The sequence below is a fragment of the Paraburkholderia rhizosphaerae genome (assembly GCF_004366595.1).
GTDB classification, from domain to species: domain Bacteria; phylum Pseudomonadota; class Gammaproteobacteria; order Burkholderiales; family Burkholderiaceae; genus Paraburkholderia; species Paraburkholderia rhizosphaerae.
In genome coordinates this window covers 289,383-312,144 of the sequence record NZ_SORE01000002.1, presented here as the reverse complement: position 1 = coordinate 312,144, position 22,762 = coordinate 289,383, and the positions used below count along the sequence as shown (strand labels likewise).

Below are 22,762 nucleotides of genomic sequence, written 5' to 3'. Positions count from 1 at the left end.
TCCTCTTTCGCTGCTCGGTAAACGTTGGTCGTTCCCTGTCGTCTGCAACCGGCCTAAAAGCTCACGTTCAAGGAGTGCTTTATGTCCTGGCAAAAATACGGTGGAAAAACGTCGATCAGTTCATCCTTCTCCTGCCTGTGCAACAAGGCGCTCGCGCAGTATGCGAATCGGCGCATCAGCACCGATTTGTCCCGTCGCGGATTTGTCGCCGGCATGGCCGCTTCGATGTTGAGCGTCATCTTGCCGGACCTCGCCCGTGGTCAAACGACCAACCCACCCGCGGCCCCGGATCGTCCGGTGACGTTCACAAACTTCATGCTGTTCGACGGCAAGTCGTCGACGTTACGTCACGGGCTTTACCTATCCGTCGACGGAAACCGCATCGGTCACATCGGCAGCGGTCAACCGCCTTCGACTGGCAACCCGATGCTGATCGACTGCGGCGGCAGGGTCATGATTCCGGGCCTCATCGATATGCACTGGCATTCGCTGCTAGCAGCGCTGCCCATTCAGGTCTTGCTCCAGGTCGACATGGGGTTCGTCTATCTTGCGGCGAGCGCGGAAGCCCAGCGCACGTTGCTGCGGGGCTTCACCACGGTTCGCGACGCCGGGGGGCCGGCATTCGTGTTGAGACAGGCGATCGATGGCGGCATGGTCTCCGGACCCCGTATCTATGTGTCGGGGCCGATGATCACGACGACCGGCGGGCATGGAGATTTCCGGCCGCTCGCGGACATCCCAAGATCCGGCGGACAGATCAGCCAGATGGAACGGGACGGTAGTATCGCGATTGCCGATACGGAAGACGAAGTTCGCCTGCGTGTTCGCGAACAGTTTCTGCAAGGCGCGTCGCAGGTCAAACTGGTCGGATGCGGCGGCGTGTCCACGCCTCGCAGCCCACTGGACATGCTGACGTTCACTCAACCGCAACTACGTGCGGCGGTCGAAACCGCATCGGACTGGGGAAGCTATGTGCTAGTCCATGCCTACACGCCGGAGGCCATTCAGCGTTCGATTTCGGCCGGCGTTCAGTGCATCGAACACGGTCATCTGATGGACGACAAAACGGCCGCGATCATGGCAAAAAACGGCACGTGGCTGAGCACGCAACCGTTCGTCGATGAAAACGATGCGGCTTCGCTGACCGGTCCTGCCCGTGAAAAGTTTATGGAAGTCATCGCGGGAACCGACAACATGTACAAGCTCGCGCGCAAACATGGCATCAAAACGGCATTCGGCACGGATCTGATTTTTTCGCCGGTGCTGGCGGCTCGCCAGGGTGTCATGTTGACCCATATGACACGGTGGTATTCACCTGCCGAGGCATTGACCATGGCGACCGCCGCTAACGGCCGGTTGCTTGCGCTCACGGGCGAGCGGAACCCGTACCCGGGGAAACTGGGCGTGATCGAGGAAGGCGGGTACGCTGATTTACTGCTCGTCGATGGCAATCCACTCGAGAACCTCGACGTGATCGCCGATCCGGAAAAGAACCTGCGGATCGTGATGAAGGATGGACGGCTGTACAAGAACACAATAGTCGCTTGAATCTTGCAGTCGTCGCATACCTTGAGACCGCACGGCTTACGGATTATTTCAGCCGGTCGGCATGGAGTGGCGCGCAGGGGTTAGCGAAACGTGCAATGTCATCATCACGTCTTCTACCCTGCGCCCCAGCAACCGGAATCGGTCCGGCCTGCGACCCGATTCGATAAAGCCGAACCGCTCGTACAACGCGATGGCCGGCGCGTTGTCGCCGAATACGCATAGATCGATCCATTCGATGCTGTTTGCGACTGCGAAATCGATCGCATATCGCATCAGCATGGTCCCGATGCCCTGGCGCCGAAACGCCGGCTCGCATCCGATGCCGAGCATCATTCGATGGTTTTCCGATGGTACGCTCGATCCGGACAGGTCGAGGTGGCCAACGATGTGTCCGTCCGCGTCCTGCACGCACCAGGCGCGCATCCAGTTCGCGTCACGGATTGGAACAAGCAGGCTGCTCCCGAACCGGTTTTGGCGTTCAGGCGACGCAGCATAAGGTGACCACTCGAACGGTGAGAACAGCGGTTGTCCGTTGCGGCCGGACTCGGCAAAAAGGCGATCGATATGTTCAGCCCAACGTGCGAAATCCTTAGGCGCCACAGCGACCACAGTCAACATGATGAGTCCGCTTCGCGCCTATCCGCGAGCAATGCCCATCGTTCGTGATCTTGCCACTCGCCATTGATGCGCAAATAGCGCGGTGAGAAACCTTCCTGCTGAAACCCGAGCCGACGTACCAACGCAATCGACGCGCGGTTGGCCGGCTGAATGTTCGCTTCGAGCCGATGCAATCCCAGATCGTCAAACGCATAGTCGACTGCGCTTTTCAGCGCTTCGGTCATCATTCCCTTCCGGCCGAATTTCGACATTCCGTAGTATCCGAGATAAGCGCTATGAAAAGCGCCAGCGACAATCTCATTGATATTGACAACCCCGACGATCTCACGCGAAACCCGCTCCCGGGCCACGAGGCCAACGTTAGGCCCGGTGAGGCAACGCGCGAACCACGCATCAAAACCCGCCTGATCTGTGAAGGATGTCACCCATGGCAAGTGATAGTCCTGACTCGCGCGGTTTGCGCGGATCAAGTCGGTCGCGTCATCGCGAACGACGCGATTGAGTTGAATCGGGCACATAGCGCTCAGGAAGGGATCGCGGAGATCGATTGTCAGTTGGCGGAAGATAACTGATTTCCTGACGCGACAAAATAAACCGGCTTGTTTTTCCCTCGATTGAGTGCCTTCATCCGCCGCGAGCTCAGAACCGCACACGCACACCGAGGAATGGTCCGGCCGTTTTAACGTTGTAATAGAACGAAGTCGTGTTGTAGTCCTGGGCGAGTATCCGGAATCCGCCACTCAGGCTCACCGATTTCGTCGCATCCCACAGTAGCGCGGCAATCAGTTGCCACGAGAAGTTGCTGCCACCCGCGCCCGCATCGGCATAGCCCCAGATCGTCCACCGGTCCGCGAATTTGTAGGTGGCGCGCACGCCCAGGAAACCATCAACCCAGTCGACACGATCACCATGTTGGGCGCCCGCGGGCAACAGAGGACTCGGCGAGAATGAAAGGTCGGTATTGAGATTCGTGTATCGAATGCCGGCGAGCACGTCGACCGGTGTGGTTTCGCTTTGCAGTACGCGGTAACCGCCGGCAAACTGCACGATGCCGTTGTCCACCGATAGCCTTGCTGTACCCAGGTCACCGCCGAGGATCGGATCAGAACTTCTCGACAGTTTGATGTAAAACCCATCGACAATCATCAGCCAACGATCCTTGCGTGCTTCGAGCGTACCCATCACGCCAAAATCGAGGTTGCTCAACACGTTTGAGAAACCCACATTCACGTTCTGTGCCGGAACGACCTGCCCCACGCGCACTGTGCCGCTTTGCCCTGCCATCCAGAGATAAGGCGTCACCGAAAACTGCCATCCGTCATGCTCCTGCGATACGGCCGTCTGTGCGTTTGCCGTCTGTGCGTTTGCCGCCGTCGCAACGACAAGTAGCATCGCGACGATCGCCGCCCGCCTTGCATTCGGGATCGAGGACTGCGCCTGCATGTACACACCTCCGGTGGTGTCGTCACGCCCGCTGTGTATTCCCCGGAAGGTGCGCCGATGCTGATCGCCACCGGCGCATCTCGTTGTTCGCGCAATTGCGCACGCAGTGTCAGTGACCTTTGCTTCCGCCCGCCTCTTCCAGATGTCGCAAGACCGCATCCAGATTGAATGCCGCAGGCTTCTGGCGCGGCGGAAACTTTTGAAACTCTTCGATTTCCCCGGCAACAACCGCCTGCATCGCATAGACCAGATACGCATGCGAAATCAGCCAGTCCCAATACGTGTTCGAACTCTCGTCGGCTCGTTCAAATGGATCGCGCCGCAAGTTGAACATCTTCGGCACGCGCAATCGGACGAATGGCTCCGCCCAGCATTGCAGCCGCGTCGCGCGCTGTTCCTGCAACACCATCTTCCAATCCTTCATCCGGATGCCCAGGATGTCTCCGTCATCGCTGATGTAGAAGAAGACCTGTCGTGGGCTTTCGCGTGCTTCTCCACACAGATACGGAAGCATATTGAATCCGTCGAGGTGAACCTTGAATGTCTTGTCGCCCACCTTATGTCCGGTCAGGAGTTTCTCCTTGATATCCGGCACACCGGCCGCGGCCAATAGCGTCACCATCCAGTCCTGATGCGCGACGATTCCATTGAGCATGGTGCCCGCGGGGATTTTCCCCGGCCACCGCACAAATGCCGGTACGCGCCAGCCCCCTTCCCAATTGGTGTTCTTTTCGGAGCGGAACGGCGTAATGCCGGCGTCAGGCCAACTGTTGTAGTGCGGCCCGTTATCGGTCGAATACATGACGATGGTGTCGTCGGCAATGCCGAGGTCATCGAGCTTTTTGAGCATCCTGCCGATGTTCTCATCGTGGGCAACCATCACGTCGTTATAGTCGCCCTGACCGCTCTTGCCTTTATGCTTTTCCGCACAGTGAGTCCTGAAATGCATGGCCGTCGTGTTGTACCACAGGAAGAAAGGCTTGCCTTCCCGATGCGCCTTGTCGATGAATGCGAGCGCATGTTCCGTGGTTTCCTCATCGACGGTCTCCATGCGCTTTCTGGTCAACGGGCCCGTATCCTCGATGGTTTGTCCGCCCTTGCCGTCTGCAAAACAGTGCAGTACGCCTCTGGGCCCGAATCGCTTCTTGAACTCGGGCATCTTCGGGTAGTCCGGTTCCTCGGGCTCTTCCTCCGCATTCAGGTGATACAGATTCCCGAAGAACTCGTCGAAGCCGTGCATCGTCGGCAGAAACCTGTCCTTGTCGCCGAGGTGGTTCTTGCCGAACTGACCCGTCGCGTAGCCCAACGGCTTGAGCAACTCGGCAATCGTCGGGTCTTCATCCATCAGGCCGATGTCGGCGCCGGGCAGGCCGACCTTCGTCAAGCCCGTGCGAATCGGGTTCTGACCGGTGATAAACGCGGCGCGTCCCGCCGTGCAGCTCTGTTGCGCGTAGTAGTCCGTGAAGGCCGCTCCTTCGTTCGCGATGCGGTCGATGTTCGGCGTCCGGTAGCCCATCTGTCCACGGCTGTTGAAACTGATGTTCCACCAGCCGATGTCATCGCCCCAGAGAATCAGAATATTCGGTTGCTGTGTTGGCATGATGCTTCCTTTCCTCTCAGATAACGCCAGGTCACCTGTGCGCAGCCCTGGCCACAAGACAGCATCCACGGCGGGAATGCTTCAGCCACTCGTCGTCTGCGTGCCTGAATGCCGCACATCCGATCCGTATAGCCGCAGTCGACTTGCACAGGTGCGACTTGCTTATCGCTACGCGTGCTGATGCCGCACGGTTCCTCCGGCGAATCGACTGCTGGATGCGCCGTTACCGTGGCAAAAGCGGAACTTCTGGCCACTGCCACAGGGACAGGGCGCGTAAGGACCGCGCCGCTTATCCTCCGCGAGCGTATGCGCGATCACATCAGCGGGCGGATGGCCGCTGTTCAGCAGTGCAGCCATTGTTTGCATCGCAGGGCGCGAGTGCGTGAAGAACAACTCCAGACCGGCGCACAGATAGTTCTGCCCCGGGTCGCCATCGCGCGAAAGCGCGAAGCGGTCCTTCGGGCAGCCTCCGTTGCACAGCGCCCTGACTTCGCAACTGCGGCATTGCGCGGTGAGCGATGCGCGTTTGTTCAGTCCAAATTCAAGCTGAGCCGGCGACGCCATCAGCTCGCGCATATGCGTTTCGTGAATATTGCCCAGCCGGTAACCGGGCTCGACGAAATGATCACAGGAGTAAAGATCGCCGTTATGTTCGAGCGCGGGACCCAGACCGCAGGTGGGCGCATGAATGCACAACAGATGGCGCCCGAAATACGCCTCCAGCGTGACATCGAATAGCTGGACATAAACGCGGCCAACGTCATGGCGTATCCACTCCTCAAATATATCGACGAGGAATTGACCGTACTGCCGCGGGCCGACCGAGCGATGGGTGACGCGATTGCCGGTCTGCGTGTACAGCACACGCTTGCGACCCGGCTGTTGCTTCCAGCCGAGATTGGCCAGATCAATCGTCTGATCGGTTGCACGTTCCACGATCGGGATGAACTGCATCCAACTGGCACCCAGTTCGTCGCGGAAAAAACGGTAGACCGCGCGGCCATGATGTTCGTTGGCGGCGTTGACCGTACAGAGGATATTGAATTCGACGTCGTGTCGCTGCAGCATCTCCCAGCCACGCATGACCCGATCGAACGTTCCATGTCCATGGCGATCGACACGGTATGTATCGTGCAGTTCGCGCGGACCATCGACACTCAGGCCAACCAGGAAATCATGTTCGCGGAAGAAGCTGCCCCATTCATCGTCGATCAGCAGGCCGTTGGTCTGGAAGGTGTGCTTTACGACCTGTCCAGGCTTGCGGTACTTCTCAACCAGTTCCACTGCTTTTCGAAAGAAGCCGACTCTCATCAGCGTGGGCTCGCCACCCTGCCACGCGACGGTTACGTGCGGCGTGCGATGCGATTCCAGCAACTGACTGATGTACGTTTCCAGCGTCGTTTCCGACATCCGGTGTTGCCCGTTCGGATAGAGCGCATCCTTGGAGAGAAAGAAGCAGTACTGGCAATCGATGTTACACGTGGAGCCACTTGGCTTTGCCAGCAGATGGAAGCACGGTGGCGCATTCTGCGGCGGGGTTTCGTGCCCGTCTGCAACGGCGCAGGGAAGCGACTTTGGATCTGTCACGGTGATCTCCCGGTAGCTGACGCCAGTATCCGGATGCTGGCCTGTGCAAGCGCGTACACGCTCGCATTGCCAGGGCCAACTCACACGTTACGAAAAAGGGTTTCGTTAAGACAGGACAGAGTCGTTCGTGGCGCATGTGCCGTGCAGACTCTGCAGGGTGTTATAGCATATGGCGCAAATCATCGATGGAATTTCTCAACTCAAAAGCACAACTCATTCGCTTGATGGTCGCAGTTGAATCAAGAATTTTTCTTTACCAGGCTTTCAGACTTTTTATCTGTCACTGGCGAGAAGTCAGAAGCACGATCAGGATGCCGAAATCCTCCACTCGCACTCGCTTGCATGTTGCACTAGACTAAAACGGCGCTTTTCTGAAGACGTTCTTGTCGCGTTCTCGGTGAGCGAGGCGATCAGGAGGCTGACGTGGACGCAGCACCGGTACGCTCGACTAATGAACTGGCGGTCGATCGGACCGATCTCGCCGCCAGGCGCACACTTATGGCCGCCGACCGCTCGCTGATGGCATGGGTCCGAACCTCTCTTTCGATGCTCAGTTTCGGCTTTACGATTTTCAAGTTGCTTGAAACTTTCGAACAGGCTGGCGTCCACCTAACCCATCCGCATAGTCCGCGACGCGTCGGACTGTTTCTGACCGCGCTCGGTACGATGTCCATGATCATGGGCACCATCGAATACTGGCGAACCGTGGTGGGACTGCGCGAGTATCAGCGCTTTAGCATCTGGCGGCCGGTCTTTATCATCGCACTGATCATGGCAGTCACCGGATCGTTTACTTTTGTGAGCATCGTCATCCGGCTGCTCTGAGGCTGGACGTGAAATGAACGAACTGTGGATTCACTTCTGGACGCGCGTCTTCGAAGTTATGACAGATCGCGTGGACGGGCCGTTCAGGTTCCGTCTCGTTCTGCAACCGACCATCGCAACCGTGATTGCGATCCGGTCAGGACTGAAAGACGCACGGCTTGGCAGGCCTCCCTATTTCTGGGCCCTGATGACGGATCCCGTTCATCGCGCGGAGATGGCGAAGGACGGATGGAGAAGCGTCGGCAAGGTCTTCATTCTGGCCATGGTTCTCGACATCGTGTTCCAGCTGATTGTCGTGCACACCGTGTACCCCGCCGGGGTGGTGTTTGTTGCGTTCGTCCTCGCAATCATTCCGTATCTGATTCTTCGGGGCACCGTCACGCGCATCGCTAACCGGTTTATGAAGCTCCGCTCCCGCCATTTGCACTGAGCATCAGAGGCATATCCTCTAATGCGTGCGTGGTCCGGCTACGTATCGAATTGAGCGGAATGCATCAGTGATACGTCGTCACTGACGACTGCAGCTTCGTCAGCACGCCGCCTTTGAGCCGGAACCAGCCGTGTGAGCTTTGCATCACGACTTCATCGCGTTGCCAGAACACGCGTTTGACCGTGATGCGTTGACCTGCGCGTTGCACACGTGGCGGGCGTTGGCGAAAGTCATAGAGCACCGGACCCGAATCAGTCTGCACGAGCATGCGTGTGACACTGTCACTGGCGCTGCCAACCTCATCGAAATGCTTAAGCGTGTTTGCACTGAAGCGATCGAACACGTCCTTGTCCAGCATTCCCGCGAAATCGCGATCAACATGCACGAATTGCAATTGACCCGACGGTGTGACGAGCGGACCGGGCGCGTTGCTTTGCGCGTGCACGCACGTCACGAAAGTGGTGGCCACGAGCGCGGCGAGCAGCAGTCGTTTCATGTTTCCTTTTAGATAAGCGGCGCGCCCGACGACGGAGCACGACCCGCGATCTTTTCCTCGTACTTATTGTCGTCAACTTTCGCCGACAAGTGTCAGCGGCAGTAAGGCCTCAACCCGCGCGACTGTCATTTCACTGACAGATAACTCACGCCGAACCCACACCCTTATTCCGGTCATTTGTCACATAAACCTATTACGGGTAAACACTGCTGACTACCGACATATCAACTTGTCATACTGGTTGAATAGCTACTAAGCATCAAAAGTATCCAAAAATTTCGCCGTCACGGCGATCCACTGAGGAGACGTCATGTCGAATACCAACGGTGAGCGGCCGTACGAAAGCGAAGCAATGGGCGGCGGCCGTCGCTCGCGCGGCGGGCAGCGGCGACGGGCCGCGATGTTCGCGTTTCTTTGTTCCGGCTTACTGACGATCGGCCACGCGTTCGCGCAGACGCGCGCGACACCTTACGATGCGTGGCCACAGCCGCAAATCCGCAAGACCATTTCCGTCGACGACGCGAAGGCCATCGTCAAGGCTCGTACGCAGCCGCAAACCGAATGGAAAGGGCCGACGAGCGGACCGCGCGCGTCGACGCAACCGTTGACGATCGTCTACGTATCGGCGGACCAGTCGTATGTCTCGTTCGTCAACTGGGGCCGCGGCGTCACTGATGCGGCCAAAGCGCTAGGCTGGAAAGCGGTCGTGCTGAACGGACAAGGCACCGTGACCGGCACGCTCGCCGCGATGCAACAGGCGGTCGCGAGCAAGCCCGCGGCCATTGTCACGTCGGCTGACGCAAGCGCATTGCAAGGCCCGATCAAGCAGGCCATCGCGCAGAACATCCCGGTGATCGGCATTCACGCAACGGCATTCCCCGGTCCGGATCCGAAGCTCGGTCTGTACAACAACATCTCATCGAATCCGGCTGAGATCGGCGAAACGCAAGCAGCGTATGTGATCGCCGAGTCGAACGGCACCGCGAAGCAGTTGCACTTCCTCGACAACAGTTTTGCGATCGCGCGCTTCAAGGCGGAAGCCGCGACGGACCCGATCAAGGCATGCAGCGGCTGCAAGTTCATCGATATGGTGAACATCCCGATCGCCGACCAGACACGCCGGATTCCGTCGGTCATCTCGGGCATCGTTGCGAACCAGGGCAAGGGCTGGTGGGGCACGACGTGCTGCGACAACTTTTACCCGTACGTCGCGTCCGCGTTGCGCGCGTCCGGCGTGAAGCCTGATGAAGTGCATCTGGTCGGCTCGGACGGCCCGCCGTCCGCCTACGACATGATCCGCAAGGGCGAATACGAAGTCGCGACCGTGCCGGAGCCGAGCACGCTGTTCGGCTACGAAGCCGTCGATTCGATCGTGCGCGCAATGGCGGGCCAGGCGCCGTCGAAGTTCGTGCAACCGACCTATCTGGTGACGAAGCAAAACGCGGACAGCGAAGGCGGCAAGAACAACGAGTTCATTCCGAGCAACGATTTTGCCTGCCACTACCTGAACATCTGGCGCGGCACCCACACCGCGTGCGGCGGCAAGAGCGGAGACTAGCGATGGCGTCCGGCACCGTGCCGCTGCTTGCCGCGCGCGGCATCACGAAGCGCTTTTTTGGCGCGCTCGCGCTCAACGATGCGTCGTTCGAACTGCGCCGCGGCGAAATTCACGCGCTGATTGGCGAAAACGGTGCGGGCAAGTCGACCTTCATCAAGATTCTCGCAGGCGTCTATCAGGCTGACGGCGGCGAGATTTTGCTCGACGGCAACGCGGCCGACCCCGCCGGCGGCGCATTGCCGATCGCGTTCGTGCACCAGGATCTCGCGCTCGTCGACGATCTGAGCGTTGGCGAAAACATCGCGCTGATCGCCGGCTATCCGCGCAAAGGCGGGCTGATCGACTGGGCCGCGGTGATGCGCCAGGTCGCACCGCTCTACTCGACGATGAACATCGAGCCGCCTGACCCGGAGCGACTCGTCATCACGCTGAGTCTCGCGGAAAAAGCGGTGCTCGGCATCGTGCGCAGCCTCGCGGGCAAGCCACGCGCGCTCGTGCTCGATGAACCGACCGCGGCCCTGCCTGAAGCCGACGCGCAGCGCCTGTTCGAAGCGATTCGCCGGCTGCGCGATGCGGGCACCAGCATCATCTATGTATCGCACCGGTTGAACGAACTGTTCGGTCTCGCGGACCGCGTCACCGTGTTTCGCGACGGCCGCCACGTGCATACGACCGAGATTGCGCACACCAACCCGCAACGGCTGATCGAACAGATGCTGGGTCGCTCGATCGAAAGCGTCGAAATTGGGCGTCACGATGCGACCCGGCAACCGGCCGTGTTGCGCGTCGACGAACTGGTCGTCGAAGGCCGCGGGCCGCTGTCGTTCGACGCGAGCCCGGGCGAAGTGGTCGGTCTGGTCGGCTTGCGCGGCGGCGGTCAGGAAGCGGCGGGCCGCGCGATCTTTGGCGCGCTGCCGGCCGACGCCGGCCGCATCGTGCTCGACGGACGCGAACTGCCACGCGGCGACGATATCGGCGCGCGGATTCGCGCGGGCATCGTGCTGCTTGCCGGCGACCGGATGCGCGAGAGCACGTTTCCCGGCATGACGCTCGCCGAGAACCTGTTCCCGAATCCGCTAATTACGTCGCGCGGCCTCTGGCAGCCACGCGCGAGCGCCATCGAGCGGCAAACGGTGCAGGCGCGCCTCGAGCAGTTCGATGTGCGGCCACGCAATCCCGCGTCGCTGATCGACTGGTTAAGCGGCGGCAACCAGCAAAAGGTCTGTCTCGCACGCTGGCTTGAGGCTCGCGCGCGAGTCGTGATTCTCGAGGAGCCGACCGCTGGCGTCGATATCGGCGCGAAGCTGTCGATTCACCAGATGCTGCGCAAAGCGGCCGCGGACGGTGCGGCCGTGATCGTCGTGTCGTCGGACCTCGAAGAAGTCGCGGCTGTCTGCGACCGCGCGCTAGTAATCGATCGCGGCCGCGTGGCCTCGGAGGTCGCTGGCGACGCGTTGACGATGGATGCGCTGATCGCGCGCTCGTCGCTTGGCGAGCGCGGCACCGGCGCGCATGGCTAGACTTACCCACTCGGATAACGTATGAACAGCACCAGCAGAAACGGCGTCGATTCCAGCGGCGCAACGCAGCAGACATCGCCGCGCCGGCCGCCGCCGTCGGCCGGCAAGCGCGCAGCCGACCTGTTCGCGAACTACGGGCTGATTTTCGTGTTCGCGCTCGTGCTGATCGTGTTTTCCGCACTGCGGCCGGACACGTTCCTGAGCAGCGGCAACATCGGCAACCTGCTGACCAGCCAATCGGTGACCGCGCTGCTTGCGTTCGCGGTGATGCTGCCGCTTGCGACCGGGCGCTTCGATCTGTCGGTCGGCTATCACGTCGGCATGGCACAGGTGCTGGTGATCGGCTTTCAGGTGAACAACGGTTTGTCGTGGCCGGTTGCGGCCGCGCTGGTGGTTGCGATCGGCGCGGTGGTCGGATTGATCAACGGCATTCTTGTCACACGGTTCAAGATTGACTCGTTCATTGCGACGATGGGCATGGGCTCGCTGCTGTACGGCGTATCGAACTGGTACACCGGCGGTCAGCAGATCGCCGGCTTCAATCTGCCGGATAGCTTTTCGAATCTGTCGCAAGTGCTGGGCAATGTACCGCTGCCGGCGGTGTACGTCGCCGTCGTCGCAATCGTGCTGTGGATCGTGCTCGAGCGGCTGCCGGTCGGACGCAGTCTCTATGTGATCGGCTCGAATGCACGGGCAGCGGAGCTCTCCGGTTTGCGAACCGGCCGCTACATCAGCGGCGCATTCGCGGCGTCAGGGCTGCTGTGCGGCATCGCCGGCGTGCTACTGGGCAGCATTCTGCGCTCGGGTACGCCCTCGGTCGGCGCTGAATATCTGCTACCCGCCTTCGCGGGCTCGCTGCTCGGCGCAACGTCGATCCGGCCGGGACGCGTGAACGTCGGAGGCACGCTGCTCGCGATCCTGATCGTCGCATTCTCGTTTTCAGGCGTGCAGCAACTGGGTGCGCCGTTCTATGTCGAGTATTTCTTCAATGGCGGCATTCTGATCGTGGCAGTCGCGCTGTCCGTGTACGCGGCTATCCGTCGTCGTAAAGCCGCGGTAAAAGCCGCCAGCTAATTCTCCCGGAGCAGATTCTTTATGACACGGATTGCGGTAGTGGGATGTGGAGTAGTGGGCTCGTCGTGGGCATTGGTGTTTTCGCGCGCCGGTTTCGACGTCGCCGTATGGGACGCGGTGCCCGCGGCCGTGCAGCAAACGCTCGCGTTTGTGCGCGAATCGATCGACAGTCTTGCGAAGCAAGGGCTCGGCGGCAACGAAAACGCGGATACGGTCTGTGCGCGGTTGCATCCGTGCGCGACACTCGAAGAAGCGCTCGCCGGCGTCGACTATGTGCAGGAAAGCGCGCCGGAGCGCGTGCAGATCAAGCGCGAGCTGTATCAGCGGCTCGACACGCTCGCCGCGCCGAACGTCGTGCTCGCCAGTTCGACATCGGGACTGCCGGCATCATCGTTTACCGATCACCTGACGACGCGCGCCCGATGCCTCGTCGTGCATCCGATCAATCCGCCGCATCTGATTCCGCTCGTCGAACTGGTGCCGGCGCCGTGGACCGATCCGGCCGTGCTCGAGCGTGCCGCAACACTGATGGAGCAGATTGGCCAGGCGCCGATCCGGCTGTCGCGGGAAATCAATGGCTTCGTCGTGAACCGGCTGCAAAGCGCGCTGCTCGGCGAAGCGTTCCGTCTGGTCGAAGACGGTGTGCTGAGCGTCGCCGATGTCGACAAGGCGGTGGCCGACGGGCTCGGCCTACGCTGGTTCTTTATGGGCCCGTTCGAAACAATCGATCTGAACGCACAGCAAGGCGTCGCCGAATACTGCCGTAACCTGGGGCCGATGTATTACGGCCTCGCGAAAGAGCAGGCGGACCCGCGCGAATGGGGCGCGCCGCTCGTCACGGCCATCGAGCAGCAGCGTCGCACGGTGACGTCGGCCGACGCGCTACCCGCGCGCCGCGCGTGGCGCGACCGCTGCCTCGCCGCGTTCGTTGCCGCCAAACGGCGCGTGCTTCGCGAACAGGGGAACGTGTAGCATTACAGTTTCATCTTCCTGCTATTACGAGCTCCCCATGTCCACGCCTACGCCCCCTTTCGCGATCAAAAGACAGCGCCTGTTCGATCAGGTCGCGCAGCATCTCGAAGCGATGATCCTGTCGGGCGAAGTCGGCGTGGGCGCCCCGCTGCCTTCGGAGCGGGAGCTGATGGAGCGTTTTGGCGTCGGCCGGCCAGCTGTGCGCGAAGCGCTGCTATGGCTCAACAAGAAGGGCTTGATTTCGGTGAGCGCGGGCGAGCGCGCGCGCGTGGTGGAGCCCGATCCGAGCGAATTGCTCGAACACCTGTCGGGTGCCGCGCTGCTATTCGCATCGACGCCGCGCGGCATGCAACAGTTTCAACAGACGCGGCTATTCACCGAAGTGGCGCTCGCGCGCGAAGCGTGCCGCTGGACTTCGGCCGACGACCTGAAGCGTCTCGAGAAACTGCTGCGCGAAAACGAAGCGAGCGCGGACAACATGGACGAGTTCGCCAGAACCGACGACGCGTTCCACTTCGGCATTGCAAGCCTCTCGCACAATCCGCTGATCGACGCTCTTTACCGCAGCGTACTGAGTGTGCTGCAGGATCAGCGCTATACGTCGTTGCAGCATCGCGATGCGCTGCAAGCGGCGATCGACTGCCACGCACGCATTTTCGACGCGATCGCGGCACGCGATCCGGACCGCGCCGAGCAGGTGATGCGCGACCATCTGACCAACGTCGAGTCGTTCTACTGGGACGTTCGCGGCAAGCAGGCGCCGCGCGCGCCGGACGCAACTGCGCAAGCGCCGCAGCCAGCGGAGAAAACCACCCGGAAAACGACGGAAAAGGCAGAGCGGCCTCTACGGCCGCGGCCATAACAACGGAGATACGTGATGTCTTATTTCGAAGCGATCGATCCGCGCTTCTCGCAGTACATGATTCCGGTGTGCTCACTGGAAACGTTGCATACCGGGATGCGCTGGGCCGAAGGTCCGGTGTACTTTGCGGATGGCCGCTATCTGGTGCTAAGCGACATCCCGAACAACAGAATGCTGCGTTGGGAAGAAGAGACCGGACAGGTAAGCGTGTTCCGCTATCCGTCCGGCTTTTCGAACGGCAACACGCGCGACCGTCAAGGGCGGCTCGTGACTTGCGAACATGGCAACCGGCGTGTCACACGCACTGAACCGGATGGCACGATCACGGTGCTCGCCGATCGCGTGGGCGGCAAGCGGCTCAATTCGCCGAACGACGTGGTGGTCAAGTCCGACGGCACCGTCTGGTTTACCGACCCGCCATACGGCATTCTCACCGACTACGAGGGGCATAAGGCCGAAAGCGAAATCGGCGGATGCCACGTATATCGCTGCGATCCGCAGACGGGTGAGGTCGCGGTAGTCGCCGACGATTTCGTCAAACCGAACGGACTCGCGTTTTCCGCAGACGAACGACAGTTATTCGTCGCGGATTCCGGCCGCTCTCACGCGCCGGACGCACCGCATCACATTCGCGTATTCGATGTGACAAACGGTGGGCGGCTGACGAACGGTCGCGTGTTCGCGACGATCGATCCGGGCATCCCCGATGGGTTCAGACTGGATGAGGACGGCAATCTGTGGGTTGGCGCGGGCGATGGTGTGCATTGCTTCGATGCCACCGGCAAGCTGATCGGCAAGATTCTCACGCCGGAAACGGTTGCAAACCTCACGTTCGGCGGACCGAAGCGCAACCGGTTGTTCATTGCCGCGACTTCGGCGTTATATGCGGTATACGTGAATGCGCGAGGCATTCAGGCACCCTGAAGAAAGTTGGGCGCGCAACCATTCAATAGTTCGATTGCATAATTGATGCAGAACGCCGCGAAACTGAGCGCCGTTCTCCCACCATGCATCAGCAATGCGGCGTTTGCAGGTTCTCAGCTCAACGCCTTCATGATAAGGTCGGCGACGTGAAAGATTGAGATTTCGCGCAGGCCGCGGGGTCCACCTCGCGGCCTGCTCCTTCGCTCATGGAGGCGCCCGATGAAACGCCGTGAACTGTTGGTTGGGCTGGCCGCAGGCGCGCTTGCCGCGGGTTCTACCAGTCAGGCGCAGCAGAGCCACGCGCCGTACACCAATGAGATCTCGCTGCCTAAGGCCAACACCACCGGCAAGGTCTCTCTCGAGGAAGCCATCGAGCAGCGCAGGTCCGTGCGCAGATACGGGCCCAACCCGTTGCCTGTCGAATCCATTGGCCAGCTGTTGTGGGCCGGGCAAGGCATCACCAGCGCGGACGGCAAACGCGCGTCTCCATCAGCCGGCGCGTTATATCCGCTTGAACTTTACGTAGTGACCGCCACGGAGGTGATGCACTACCTGCCTCAAGGTCATCGCGCCGAGACGCGGACGTCACCCGACCTGCGCCCCAAACTGCAAGCGCTGGCACTTGGGCAGGCGTCGGTCGGAGCGGCTCCGGCGGTGCTAGTCATCGCCGCCGACGCGGGCCGGCTTTCCGCGAGATATGGCGCGAGAGCGCAAGCGTATACCGACCACGAGGTCGGGCACGCCGCGCAGAACATGCTGCTCGAGGCCACCGTGCTCGGGCTTGTCGCGGTGCCCATTGCTGCCGTCGATGGGCCTAAGGCAGCGCGAGCTCTCGCGTTGCCTCATGCGCAAAAAGCCGTTTATCTGATTCCGGTGGGCTTTCCAGCTTGAACTGCTGCGAAAGGCCGCGGGATATCGACGCTAGCGTGTGCCGCCGGTGCGAATAAAAACAGAACCGGGAAGAAGAAAACTCGACCGTGTCAAACGACTCTCTCCGTTGTGCGCGGCGAAACTCAAATGTTGTCTTGCGCCCTTTCCTGCAAAAGACTCAATTGCGTCATTGCGTCCTTTGCTGAATCGACGGGCACAAAAATATGATCGTGATAAGCGGCTGCCATGACGTTGCAACTGATGCCCGCGTCGCCGAGCGCTTTAGCGAAAGCGGCCGTCAGACCCACGGCCTGCAAGTCCGAATGAACGGTGAGCGTGATCCACGCGCAGCGGAACAGGACCTTGAGTCCGGCTCGTTTTGCTGCTGCTTCCTCCACGACGAGTGTCAACCCTTCCTTCTCGCGAAAGGTCGCGACGGGAGCCAATGCACCCATGTCAGTTTCGAATGGAACCGACGCGAAGACGTACACACCGTCGTTGAGTTCGGGACGCATCGACGCCAGCAACTGGTTCAGGTCGCTAATGGGGGAAGTCATCGAAAAATCTCTCCATACGTTAATGGGCCCGCCGAAACTTGTCGCATTGACGTACAAAACAGGAAGGCATTTGAAATTCAGGATATTTCATCATCATTGAGCGAGCTACGAACATCCGCGGCGTGTTCTGCAAGCGTGCGACGCCCCCAGTGTGCGCTCATTCCCGCTTAGTGGAAAACCCGTGATACCCCTTCAGAACCTGCCGCCCGCTGCCGTAGATACAGACTAGCGTCAGGCTGACCGCGTTCAGCCAACCTCAGGCAACCACGCAAAGTCGATCATGACGGACCACAGTCACCCGGAGCCTTCCCTGCAGGCTGCTTTCCTGCGGCACACCGCCACCCTTGCGCCGGCGCAGCGCGTGCCCGGCGACGACGACAGCGCCGTCTATCGCACGCTGCTGGAATCGACGAAAGCGATCCCGTGGAAAATCGACTGGGCGACGATGGCGTTCAGCTATATCGGTCCGCAGATCGAAGCGCTGCTGGGCTGGGCGCCATCGACGTGGATAACGGTCAACGACTGGGCCGAGCGGATGCATCCAGACGACCGCGAGGCCGTGGTCAATTTTTGCGTTGCGCAATCGAAGGCCGGCACCGATCACGAAGCCGACTACCGCGCGCTCACACGCGACGGCGGCTACGTGTGGCTACGAGATGTGGTGCATGTGGTGCGCAACGATAAGGGCGACGTGGAGGCACTGATCGGCTTCATGTTCGACATCAGTGAGCGCAAGCGGACCGAGGAAAAACTCGCGCAACTGCAAAGAGAGCTCGAACACCTGTCGTTCCATGACAGCCTGACGGGCGCCGGCAATCGCCGCAAGTTCGACGATGTAATCGAGCGCGCATGGTCCGCGGCAATCGAATCCGGCGGCGCGCTATCGTTGATCATGGTCGATATCGACTTCTTCAAGTCATACAACGACTACTACGGTCACCTGCAAGGCGACGAATGCCTGAAGCAGGTCGCGCGTGTGTTAGCGCAAGCAGCTGGCCCCGATTACTTTCTCGGCCGCTTTGGCGGCGAAGAATTTGTGCTGGTGCTGCCCGGTGCCGACGCGGACGCCGCGATCAAAATAGCGGAACGCTGCCGCGCACTCATTGCGGACGAGGCGATTGCCCATATTCGCTCGCCGCACCAGCAACGCGTGACCGCAAGCTTTGGAGTCGGCACGATCGCGCCGACCAGCCGCGCCGACAGGACCGCGTTCATCAATCTCGTCGATGCGCAGCTGTATCACGCGAAGGAAAACGGCCGCAATCGCATCGCCGCGGTCGATCGGGCCGGGATGCAAGGGGAAGGCTTCAAAGCGCATTCGCGCTGAGGTCCCGTCTTTTTGTGGACGCGGTCGCGGCGCGTTCCAAAGCCGCGTTCGTCGCGTCACGAAAATTTGACCGCGCCGCCCTTCAGTTCGTACATCGCGCCCACCATCCTGATCTGCCCTTTGCTCTCGAGATCGTGCAGGATCGGGCTGCCGCCGCGCCCCGCCGCAATCGTCTGCTGAACATTCGATCGCGCGACTGCGATCGCCGGTTTGATCTTGTCGAGCAGACCCGTCAGATTGCCCAACTGCACGCTGTCGTTGAACGTGTCGTGAGCGCGGCGGCTTCCGCGAGCGTCCCGTCGAACCCGGTTCCGGCGACGAGCGTCACCCTACTAAGCGCCGCCCTCAACCACAACCGGCGTCCGCTGTTCGTTCGATGGTTCACCTGGCAGCAATTCCTGATTGCATTCATCGCGTGTTCTCCTCCGGGTGGACGGGGATTGCGCAGGTCAAATCGCGACAACGGCTGCCGCGCGGTTTGCGTAAACCGGAACCGGGCGCAAACCACGCAGGCCACGGTGATTACGCGCCGCCCTGTTCGCGCACGATGAACCCGGCATACCAGTCCGGCCAGTTTTCATCGGGCTTGCCGGTCTGCTTCTCATGCTCGCCGTGCGCAGCCGCCGCACGGCGCAGCGCACCCGCGAGTTCCATTGCGGAATTGAATGTCGTGAGCGGGGCGTCCACCCTTCCCGGAAGACGCGTGGTGACTTCCTGGAAGACCCAGCCGTTTCCGTCAGGATCGCTGAACGAAGCGAAAGAACCATAGGTCTTGCGCTCCGGCTGCGGGCCACTTATGCGCCCTTCTTCGCCTGCATGATGAAAGACACCGCCGACGTCGTGAAAGACCTCGCTTACGTCGACACCGCGCGCGACAAGCGCTGCGCGCGCCGCGACGACGTCAGAAACGATCAGGTGCAGTCCCTGCACCGAGCCCGGTTTCTCTGTAGTGACACCGTTGCCGAACAGGACCGAGCATGAAGAGCCGGTTGGGGTGAAGTGCACGACACGAAACTGGTCGTCCTTCGCGATATCCACGTCCAGCCTCCAGCCTAAGCTCGCGTAAAACTGCTTGGCGCGATCGACATCCGATACCGGAATGACGATCACCTCGAGTTTCATGTCGACCGTTCGTGCTCCTCCGGAAGACAATGCAGCGTCGCTGCGCGTCTGTTCATTACTCATGTCAACTCCTTGCGATGGGGTGTATCAGCGGGCTACAAGGACAGCACATGCGAACGAATCGATGGCCGACTGTGGCGCATCGAATTGGCAAAGCCGAATCGTCGTACAAGAGACGTTGCTTCAGAATGCGGGTTGCCGATGCAAGAGTTTGGAAAAGCCGCCTGGTCTCGTCAAGTGGGTCAACACGATGAACAGCCGCGGACAGGTGGACCCTCAGACTGCGGCCAGTCCATTGTCCACCAGATAAATCGCCGCGGAAAACGTGACAACGGACAGCACCGTGCTAACCAGGATCGACGTGGCCGCTTCACTCTGATAAGCGCCCGCTTCGTTGGCGAACATCGCCGGAATGGTCGCCGATGGCAGTGCGCATAGCAGAATCATCTGCTGCGCGTAGAGGCCGCGCACGCCTAGCAGCACGGTAGCCGCGAACATCAGCGCAGGGTGCAACAGCAGCTTGAGACCGAGATTGCCCCACACCTCGCTGGACAACTTCAGCTTTACCGACGACATGATCAACCCGAGGCACAACAACGATACGCCCGGGGTCGCCTTGCCCAGCAGATTGAACGCTTCCGCGAGCACGGGCGGCAGCTTCAACTGCAGCAGCGACAGCACGATGCCCAGCGCGGGCGCCCACATCAGCGGACGGCGCACCGCGCTTTTCACGCTCGCGACAAACGCTTGCACACCCCCGCCGTTGCCGCTCGCAACGGTGAGCAGCATGGTTGTCAGCGGAATCATCAGCAGGCTCGCGATCAGGTTGAGCACGAGCACCGAATACAGACTGGATGGCCCGAACATCGCCTGCAAAATGGGGATGCCCATAAACGCAGCGTCCGGATACCCGCATACGAAGCCCTTCAACGTCGCAGCCTTCAACTCGCGATAGCGCAGCCAGCCGATCAGCAGTGCGGCCAGATACATACCGATGATGCCGATAAACGTCGCGAAAATCAGCTTGAAATCGAACAATTGCGCGCGCGGCGTACTGGCCATGCCAACCAGTAGCAGCGCAGGAAAAATCCAGCCAAGCACCAGCCGGCTGATCAACAGGCTATCCGAATGATCAAGCCGTTTGCGTTTGCCCGCGATAAAACCAATCACGATAACCAGCGCCACCGGCACGATGGGGCCGACAATTCTGTCAAACATGATCTCCTTGCTCCTTCGATTGTTATCTGTGCGCGGCCGAGTCCGCGCGCGCTGACCGACGCGTCCGGTCGGCACGCGCCAGTTTCGGCAGGTAGGGAAATACGACGACGTGGCTCGTTACAGCGCGATGCGATAGTCGCGAATCACGTCGAGGTTGGGTTCGATGCCAAGACCAGGCTGTTGCGGCACCGCGATGCGCCCGTTGCGCGGCAAGATCGCGTCACCGTATAACTGCGCTTCGAGATCGAAATAGCGCCATTCGACGAGCGCCTTCCCGCCACCTAGCGCGGCGCTGGCATGCACGCTGGCAAGCAGCCCCGGGCCGTCGTAGAACGTGTGCACCATCACGTCGACGTTATGCGCGGCCGCAAGCGCAAACACTTTTCGCAACTCGGTGATGCCGCCCATCTTCGCCGGGCTCGGCTGGATGAAATCGACCGCGCCGGCTTCCAGCATGTGCTGGAAGTCCAGCAACGTCGATGCGTTTTCGCCGGCCGCAACGGGAATGCCGCCTTGCTTTCTGAGCGCCGCGAGGCCCGCATAATTCTCCGGCGGCCAGACCGGCTCTTCGATCCAGCGCAGATTGAACGGACGCAGTTTCGCGGTCATATCGAGCGCTTCGCGAACGGTCCATGGGCAGTTCACATCGAGCGTGATCTCGATGTCCGGCCCCGCCGTCTCACGCGCGGCCCGCACGCACTCGACGTCGACTTCGTGCAGCTTCAGATGCCGGTAGCCGCTGTCGATTGCGCGCTGCACATTGCGCCGGATCAGTTCGGCGTCCGCATAGCGGATCAGACTCGCGTAGCACGCAAGCGAGCTTGCATCGCTGCCGCCAAGCAACTGAAAGACCGGCTGGTTCGCGGCCTTGCCGGCGATGTCCCACAACGCGATGTCGATTGCGGACAAGCCGAATAGGAATGCGCCGCTGCGGCCGAAGATATGAAACTTCTTCTGCAACTCGAGCTGTAACTTTTCGCGTTGGCTGACGTCGCGGCCGATCAGTTCGGGCGCGAGGATCGAATCGATGATGAGCTTGACGGCCGGCACCGCAGTGAAGCCGAACGTCTCGCCCCAACCGGTGATGCCGCCGTCGGTGGTCACTTTCACGACGAGCGAATCGACCACCTGCAGGTCTTTCGCGCCCCATACACCGCCTGCGGACGGCCCACCTGTGGTGAACGGAATGCGCAACGGAATGGTTTCGATGCTGGCAATCTTCATACGGACGTACCTCGAAAAAAAGACTGGGCGAGCAGAGCAGTTCCCGACCGTTTGCGCGCCTGATGTTGGCTGAATGATAGGTGACATCCGGTTGTCCTGCAAGTGAACAACATTGTTCTTTTTCAGTACAGAATCGATTCCCTTGACCCGCTGCCCATAGCGCGATGCCCGAGTCATCCGACAGCCGATCCGGATGTAGAATAACGTGACAAGTAACAAGGGTATCCCAGCCATGAGCGAACTGAACGTCCAGCGGGTCGAGCGCAGACCTCATCTCGCCGAGCACATCACGCGCTCGCTGAGCGAAGAGATCGCTTCCGGACGCCTGCGTCCCGGCGACCGCTTGCCGACCGAGCAATTCCTGTCCGAGAACTTCGGCGTGAGCCGCAACGTCGTGCGCGAAGCGATCGCGAGCCTGCGCTCGCAAGGCCTGATCGAATCGCGGCAAGGGGTCGGTGCGTTCGTCGCGACTGCGCGGCAGACGGCCGCCGAACCGCTTCAACTCGTTAGCGCGCAGTTGCTGGAAGGCGACAACACGATCCGCAACATGTTCGAAGTACGTGCCGCGCTCGAATGTCAGTCGGCCGCGCTCGCGGCACTGCATATGACCCCGCGCAAGCTGAAGACGATTCAGGACGCGGTGGACCGGATGCGATTTGAAGGCGCGCCGTCCGCTGCAACCGTCAACGCGGATCTGGACTTTCACCGCGCCGTCGCATCCGCGTCAGGCAACGACTATCTGGTCGCGATGATTCGCACGGTTCTGGAGCCGATGCGTCCGCTAATTGCCGCGAACTTTTCGCGTCACGGACCGATGTTCGGCAATATCCCGAATGCGGCGCGCAACGAGCATCAGGAGTTGGTGCACGCGCTTGCGGATAAGAATCCGGTCGCTGCCCGCGAGATCATGGGCCGGCATATCGTCAGTGCCGCGTCGCGGTTCGGCTATGAGATCCAGTGTTTCTGAATGCGTCCGTCACGCTCGCG

At 60.7% G+C, this 22,762-nt stretch carries 23 protein-coding genes; 12 read left to right on the top strand and 11 right to left on the bottom strand.

Features of this window, described 5'->3' with window-relative positions:
- Nucleotides 1-81: 81 nt before the first annotated feature.
- Nucleotides 82-1,548 (top strand): metal-dependent hydrolase family protein, encoded by a 1,467-nt coding sequence (locus tag BX592_RS03520; protein ID WP_243849276.1) that lies wholly within the window; start codon nt 82-84, stop codon nt 1,546-1,548.
- A 48-nt stretch (nt 1,549-1,596) separates the two neighbouring features.
- On the opposite strand, the gene BX592_RS03515 is transcribed toward BX592_RS03520, so the two are convergent.
- The 5 genes from BX592_RS03515 to BX592_RS03495 all read right to left on the bottom strand — a co-directional run bounded on the left by BX592_RS03515 (nt 1,597) and on the right by BX592_RS03495 (nt 6,796).
- Nucleotides 1,597-2,166: a GNAT family N-acetyltransferase gene (locus BX592_RS03515; RefSeq protein ID WP_134190257.1), complete on the bottom strand. Its 570-nt coding sequence runs from the start codon at nt 2,164-2,166 to the stop codon at nt 1,597-1,599.
- The gene (locus tag BX592_RS03510; RefSeq protein ID WP_134190375.1) at nt 2,160-2,684 is read right to left on the bottom strand and encodes a GNAT family N-acetyltransferase; all 525 of its coding nucleotides are present in this window, start codon (nt 2,682-2,684) and stop codon (nt 2,160-2,162) included. Before BX592_RS03510 ends, BX592_RS03515 begins: the two co-directional genes overlap by 7 nt.
- A gap of 121 nt (nt 2,685-2,805) precedes the next feature.
- Nucleotides 2,806-3,609 carry a hypothetical protein gene (locus tag BX592_RS03505; RefSeq protein WP_134190256.1) on the bottom strand — a complete coding sequence of 268 codons (804 nt, stop codon included), beginning with the start codon at nt 3,607-3,609 and terminating at the stop codon, nt 2,806-2,808.
- A gap of 109 nt (nt 3,610-3,718) precedes the next feature.
- The gene (locus BX592_RS03500; protein ID WP_134190255.1) at nt 3,719-5,209 is read right to left on the bottom strand and encodes an arylsulfatase; all 1,491 of its coding nucleotides are present in this window, start codon (nt 5,207-5,209) and stop codon (nt 3,719-3,721) included.
- A gap of 168 nt (nt 5,210-5,377) precedes the next feature.
- Nucleotides 5,378-6,796, bottom strand: coding sequence for an anaerobic sulfatase maturase (locus BX592_RS03495; RefSeq protein ID WP_134190254.1), 1,419 nt, complete (start codon nt 6,794-6,796; stop codon nt 5,378-5,380).
- A gap of 423 nt (nt 6,797-7,219) precedes the next feature.
- On the opposite strand from BX592_RS03495, the gene BX592_RS03490 reads away from it, so the two are divergent.
- Both BX592_RS03490 and BX592_RS03485 read left to right on the top strand, forming a co-directional pair.
- A complete protein-coding gene (locus BX592_RS03490; protein WP_208327836.1) occupies nt 7,220-7,621 on the top strand; it encodes a YidH family protein in 402 nt (133 codons plus the stop codon).
- Nucleotides 7,622-7,634: 13 nt separating this feature from the next.
- A complete protein-coding gene (locus tag BX592_RS03485) occupies nt 7,635-8,051 on the top strand; it encodes a hypothetical protein (protein WP_134190253.1) in 417 nt (138 codons plus the stop codon).
- 64 nt (nt 8,052-8,115) lie between these two features.
- Here BX592_RS03485 and BX592_RS03480 read toward each other — a convergent pair whose 3' ends face one another.
- Complete coding sequence (locus BX592_RS03480; RefSeq protein WP_134190252.1) at nt 8,116-8,547, bottom strand: hypothetical protein; 432 nt, start codon at nt 8,545-8,547, stop codon at nt 8,116-8,118.
- A gap of 310 nt (nt 8,548-8,857) precedes the next feature.
- Here BX592_RS03480 and BX592_RS03475 point away from each other — a divergent pair, with 310 nt between their 5' ends.
- From BX592_RS03475 to BX592_RS03445, 7 genes are all read left to right on the top strand, one after another.
- On the top strand, nt 8,858-10,105 hold the full coding sequence (locus tag BX592_RS03475) for an ABC transporter substrate-binding protein (RefSeq protein ID WP_134190251.1): 1,248 nt from the start codon (nt 8,858-8,860) through the stop codon (nt 10,103-10,105).
- 2 nt (nt 10,106-10,107) lie between these two features.
- On the top strand, nt 10,108-11,625 hold the full coding sequence (locus BX592_RS03470) for a sugar ABC transporter ATP-binding protein (RefSeq protein ID WP_134190250.1): 1,518 nt from the start codon (nt 10,108-10,110) through the stop codon (nt 11,623-11,625).
- Nucleotides 11,626-11,646: 21 nt separating this feature from the next.
- Nucleotides 11,647-12,699, top strand: a complete 1,053-nt coding sequence (locus BX592_RS03465; RefSeq protein ID WP_134190249.1) for an ABC transporter permease — start codon at nt 11,647-11,649, stop codon at nt 12,697-12,699.
- Nucleotides 12,700-12,720: 21 nt separating this feature from the next.
- On the top strand, nt 12,721-13,671 hold the full coding sequence (locus BX592_RS03460; protein ID WP_134190248.1) for a 3-hydroxyacyl-CoA dehydrogenase: 951 nt from the start codon (nt 12,721-12,723) through the stop codon (nt 13,669-13,671).
- Between the two features lie 37 nt (nt 13,672-13,708).
- The gene (locus BX592_RS03455; RefSeq protein WP_134190247.1) at nt 13,709-14,533 is read left to right on the top strand and encodes an FCD domain-containing protein; all 825 of its coding nucleotides are present in this window, start codon (nt 13,709-13,711) and stop codon (nt 14,531-14,533) included.
- Nucleotides 14,534-14,548: 15 nt separating this feature from the next.
- Nucleotides 14,549-15,457 carry an SMP-30/gluconolactonase/LRE family protein gene (locus tag BX592_RS03450; RefSeq protein WP_134190246.1) on the top strand — a complete coding sequence of 303 codons (909 nt, stop codon included), beginning with the start codon at nt 14,549-14,551 and terminating at the stop codon, nt 15,455-15,457.
- Nucleotides 15,458-15,676: 219 nt separating this feature from the next.
- Nucleotides 15,677-16,348 carry a SagB/ThcOx family dehydrogenase gene (locus BX592_RS03445; RefSeq protein ID WP_134190245.1) on the top strand — a complete coding sequence of 224 codons (672 nt, stop codon included), beginning with the start codon at nt 15,677-15,679 and terminating at the stop codon, nt 16,346-16,348.
- 122 nt (nt 16,349-16,470) lie between these two features.
- On the opposite strand, the gene BX592_RS03440 is transcribed toward BX592_RS03445, so the two are convergent.
- Entirely contained in the window at nt 16,471-16,884 is a 414-nt protein-coding gene (locus BX592_RS03440; protein ID WP_134190373.1) for an ACT domain-containing protein, read from the bottom strand.
- A 280-nt stretch (nt 16,885-17,164) separates the two neighbouring features.
- Here BX592_RS03440 and BX592_RS03435 point away from each other — a divergent pair, with 280 nt between their 5' ends.
- Nucleotides 17,165-18,211 (top strand): GGDEF domain-containing protein, encoded by a 1,047-nt coding sequence (locus tag BX592_RS03435; protein WP_134190244.1) that lies wholly within the window; start codon nt 17,165-17,167, stop codon nt 18,209-18,211.
- A 56-nt stretch (nt 18,212-18,267) separates the two neighbouring features.
- Here the strand turns inward: BX592_RS03435 and BX592_RS03430 are convergent, their stop codons facing one another.
- From BX592_RS03430 to BX592_RS03415, 4 genes are all read right to left on the bottom strand, one after another.
- Nucleotides 18,268-18,456, bottom strand: a complete 189-nt coding sequence (locus BX592_RS03430) for a carbonic anhydrase (RefSeq protein ID WP_134190243.1) — start codon at nt 18,454-18,456, stop codon at nt 18,268-18,270.
- Between the two features lie 277 nt (nt 18,457-18,733).
- The gene (locus BX592_RS03425) at nt 18,734-19,396 is read right to left on the bottom strand and encodes a VOC family protein (protein WP_134190242.1); all 663 of its coding nucleotides are present in this window, start codon (nt 19,394-19,396) and stop codon (nt 18,734-18,736) included.
- A 213-nt stretch (nt 19,397-19,609) separates the two neighbouring features.
- Nucleotides 19,610-20,551 (bottom strand): AEC family transporter, encoded by a 942-nt coding sequence (locus BX592_RS03420; protein WP_134190241.1) that lies wholly within the window; start codon nt 20,549-20,551, stop codon nt 19,610-19,612.
- Nucleotides 20,552-20,668: 117 nt separating this feature from the next.
- Nucleotides 20,669-21,775, bottom strand: coding sequence for a mandelate racemase/muconate lactonizing enzyme family protein (locus BX592_RS03415; protein ID WP_134190240.1), 1,107 nt, complete (start codon nt 21,773-21,775; stop codon nt 20,669-20,671).
- A 232-nt stretch (nt 21,776-22,007) separates the two neighbouring features.
- Here BX592_RS03415 and BX592_RS03410 point away from each other — a divergent pair, with 232 nt between their 5' ends.
- On the top strand, nt 22,008-22,742 hold the full coding sequence (locus BX592_RS03410) for a FadR/GntR family transcriptional regulator (protein WP_134190239.1): 735 nt from the start codon (nt 22,008-22,010) through the stop codon (nt 22,740-22,742).
- Nucleotides 22,743-22,762: the final 20 nt, after the last annotated feature.

Bases quoted from the DNA above. Each gene is read 5' to 3' on its own strand.
- BX592_RS03520 (WP_243849276.1), top strand. From the start codon at position 82: ATGTCCTGGCAAAAATACGGTGGAAAAACGTCGATCAGTTCATCCTTC.
- BX592_RS03515 (WP_134190257.1), bottom strand. From the start codon at position 2,166: ATGTTGACTGTGGTCGCTGTGGCGCCTAAGGATTTCGCACGTTGGGCT.
- BX592_RS03510 (WP_134190375.1), bottom strand. From the start codon at position 2,684: ATGTGCCCGATTCAACTCAATCGCGTCGTTCGCGATGACGCGACCGAC.
- BX592_RS03505 (WP_134190256.1), bottom strand. From the start codon at position 3,609: ATGCAGGCGCAGTCCTCGATCCCGAATGCAAGGCGGGCGGCGATCGTC.
- BX592_RS03500 (WP_134190255.1), bottom strand. From the start codon at position 5,209: ATGCCAACACAGCAACCGAATATTCTGATTCTCTGGGGCGATGACATC.
- BX592_RS03485 (WP_134190253.1), top strand. From the start codon at position 7,635: ATGAACGAACTGTGGATTCACTTCTGGACGCGCGTCTTCGAAGTTATG.
- BX592_RS03480 (WP_134190252.1), bottom strand. From the start codon at position 8,547: ATGAAACGACTGCTGCTCGCCGCGCTCGTGGCCACCACTTTCGTGACG.
- BX592_RS03475 (WP_134190251.1), top strand. From the start codon at position 8,858: ATGTCGAATACCAACGGTGAGCGGCCGTACGAAAGCGAAGCAATGGGC.
- BX592_RS03470 (WP_134190250.1), top strand. From the start codon at position 10,108: ATGGCGTCCGGCACCGTGCCGCTGCTTGCCGCGCGCGGCATCACGAAG.
- BX592_RS03465 (WP_134190249.1), top strand. From the start codon at position 11,647: ATGAACAGCACCAGCAGAAACGGCGTCGATTCCAGCGGCGCAACGCAG.
- BX592_RS03460 (WP_134190248.1), top strand. From the start codon at position 12,721: ATGACACGGATTGCGGTAGTGGGATGTGGAGTAGTGGGCTCGTCGTGG.
- BX592_RS03455 (WP_134190247.1), top strand. From the start codon at position 13,709: ATGTCCACGCCTACGCCCCCTTTCGCGATCAAAAGACAGCGCCTGTTC.
- BX592_RS03450 (WP_134190246.1), top strand. From the start codon at position 14,549: ATGTCTTATTTCGAAGCGATCGATCCGCGCTTCTCGCAGTACATGATT.
- BX592_RS03445 (WP_134190245.1), top strand. From the start codon at position 15,677: ATGAAACGCCGTGAACTGTTGGTTGGGCTGGCCGCAGGCGCGCTTGCC.
- BX592_RS03440 (WP_134190373.1), bottom strand. From the start codon at position 16,884: ATGACTTCCCCCATTAGCGACCTGAACCAGTTGCTGGCGTCGATGCGT.
- BX592_RS03435 (WP_134190244.1), top strand. From the start codon at position 17,165: ATGACGGACCACAGTCACCCGGAGCCTTCCCTGCAGGCTGCTTTCCTG.
- BX592_RS03425 (WP_134190242.1), bottom strand. From the start codon at position 19,396: ATGAGTAATGAACAGACGCGCAGCGACGCTGCATTGTCTTCCGGAGGA.
- BX592_RS03420 (WP_134190241.1), bottom strand. From the start codon at position 20,551: ATGTTTGACAGAATTGTCGGCCCCATCGTGCCGGTGGCGCTGGTTATC.
- BX592_RS03415 (WP_134190240.1), bottom strand. From the start codon at position 21,775: ATGAAGATTGCCAGCATCGAAACCATTCCGTTGCGCATTCCGTTCACC.
- BX592_RS03410 (WP_134190239.1), top strand. From the start codon at position 22,008: ATGAGCGAACTGAACGTCCAGCGGGTCGAGCGCAGACCTCATCTCGCC.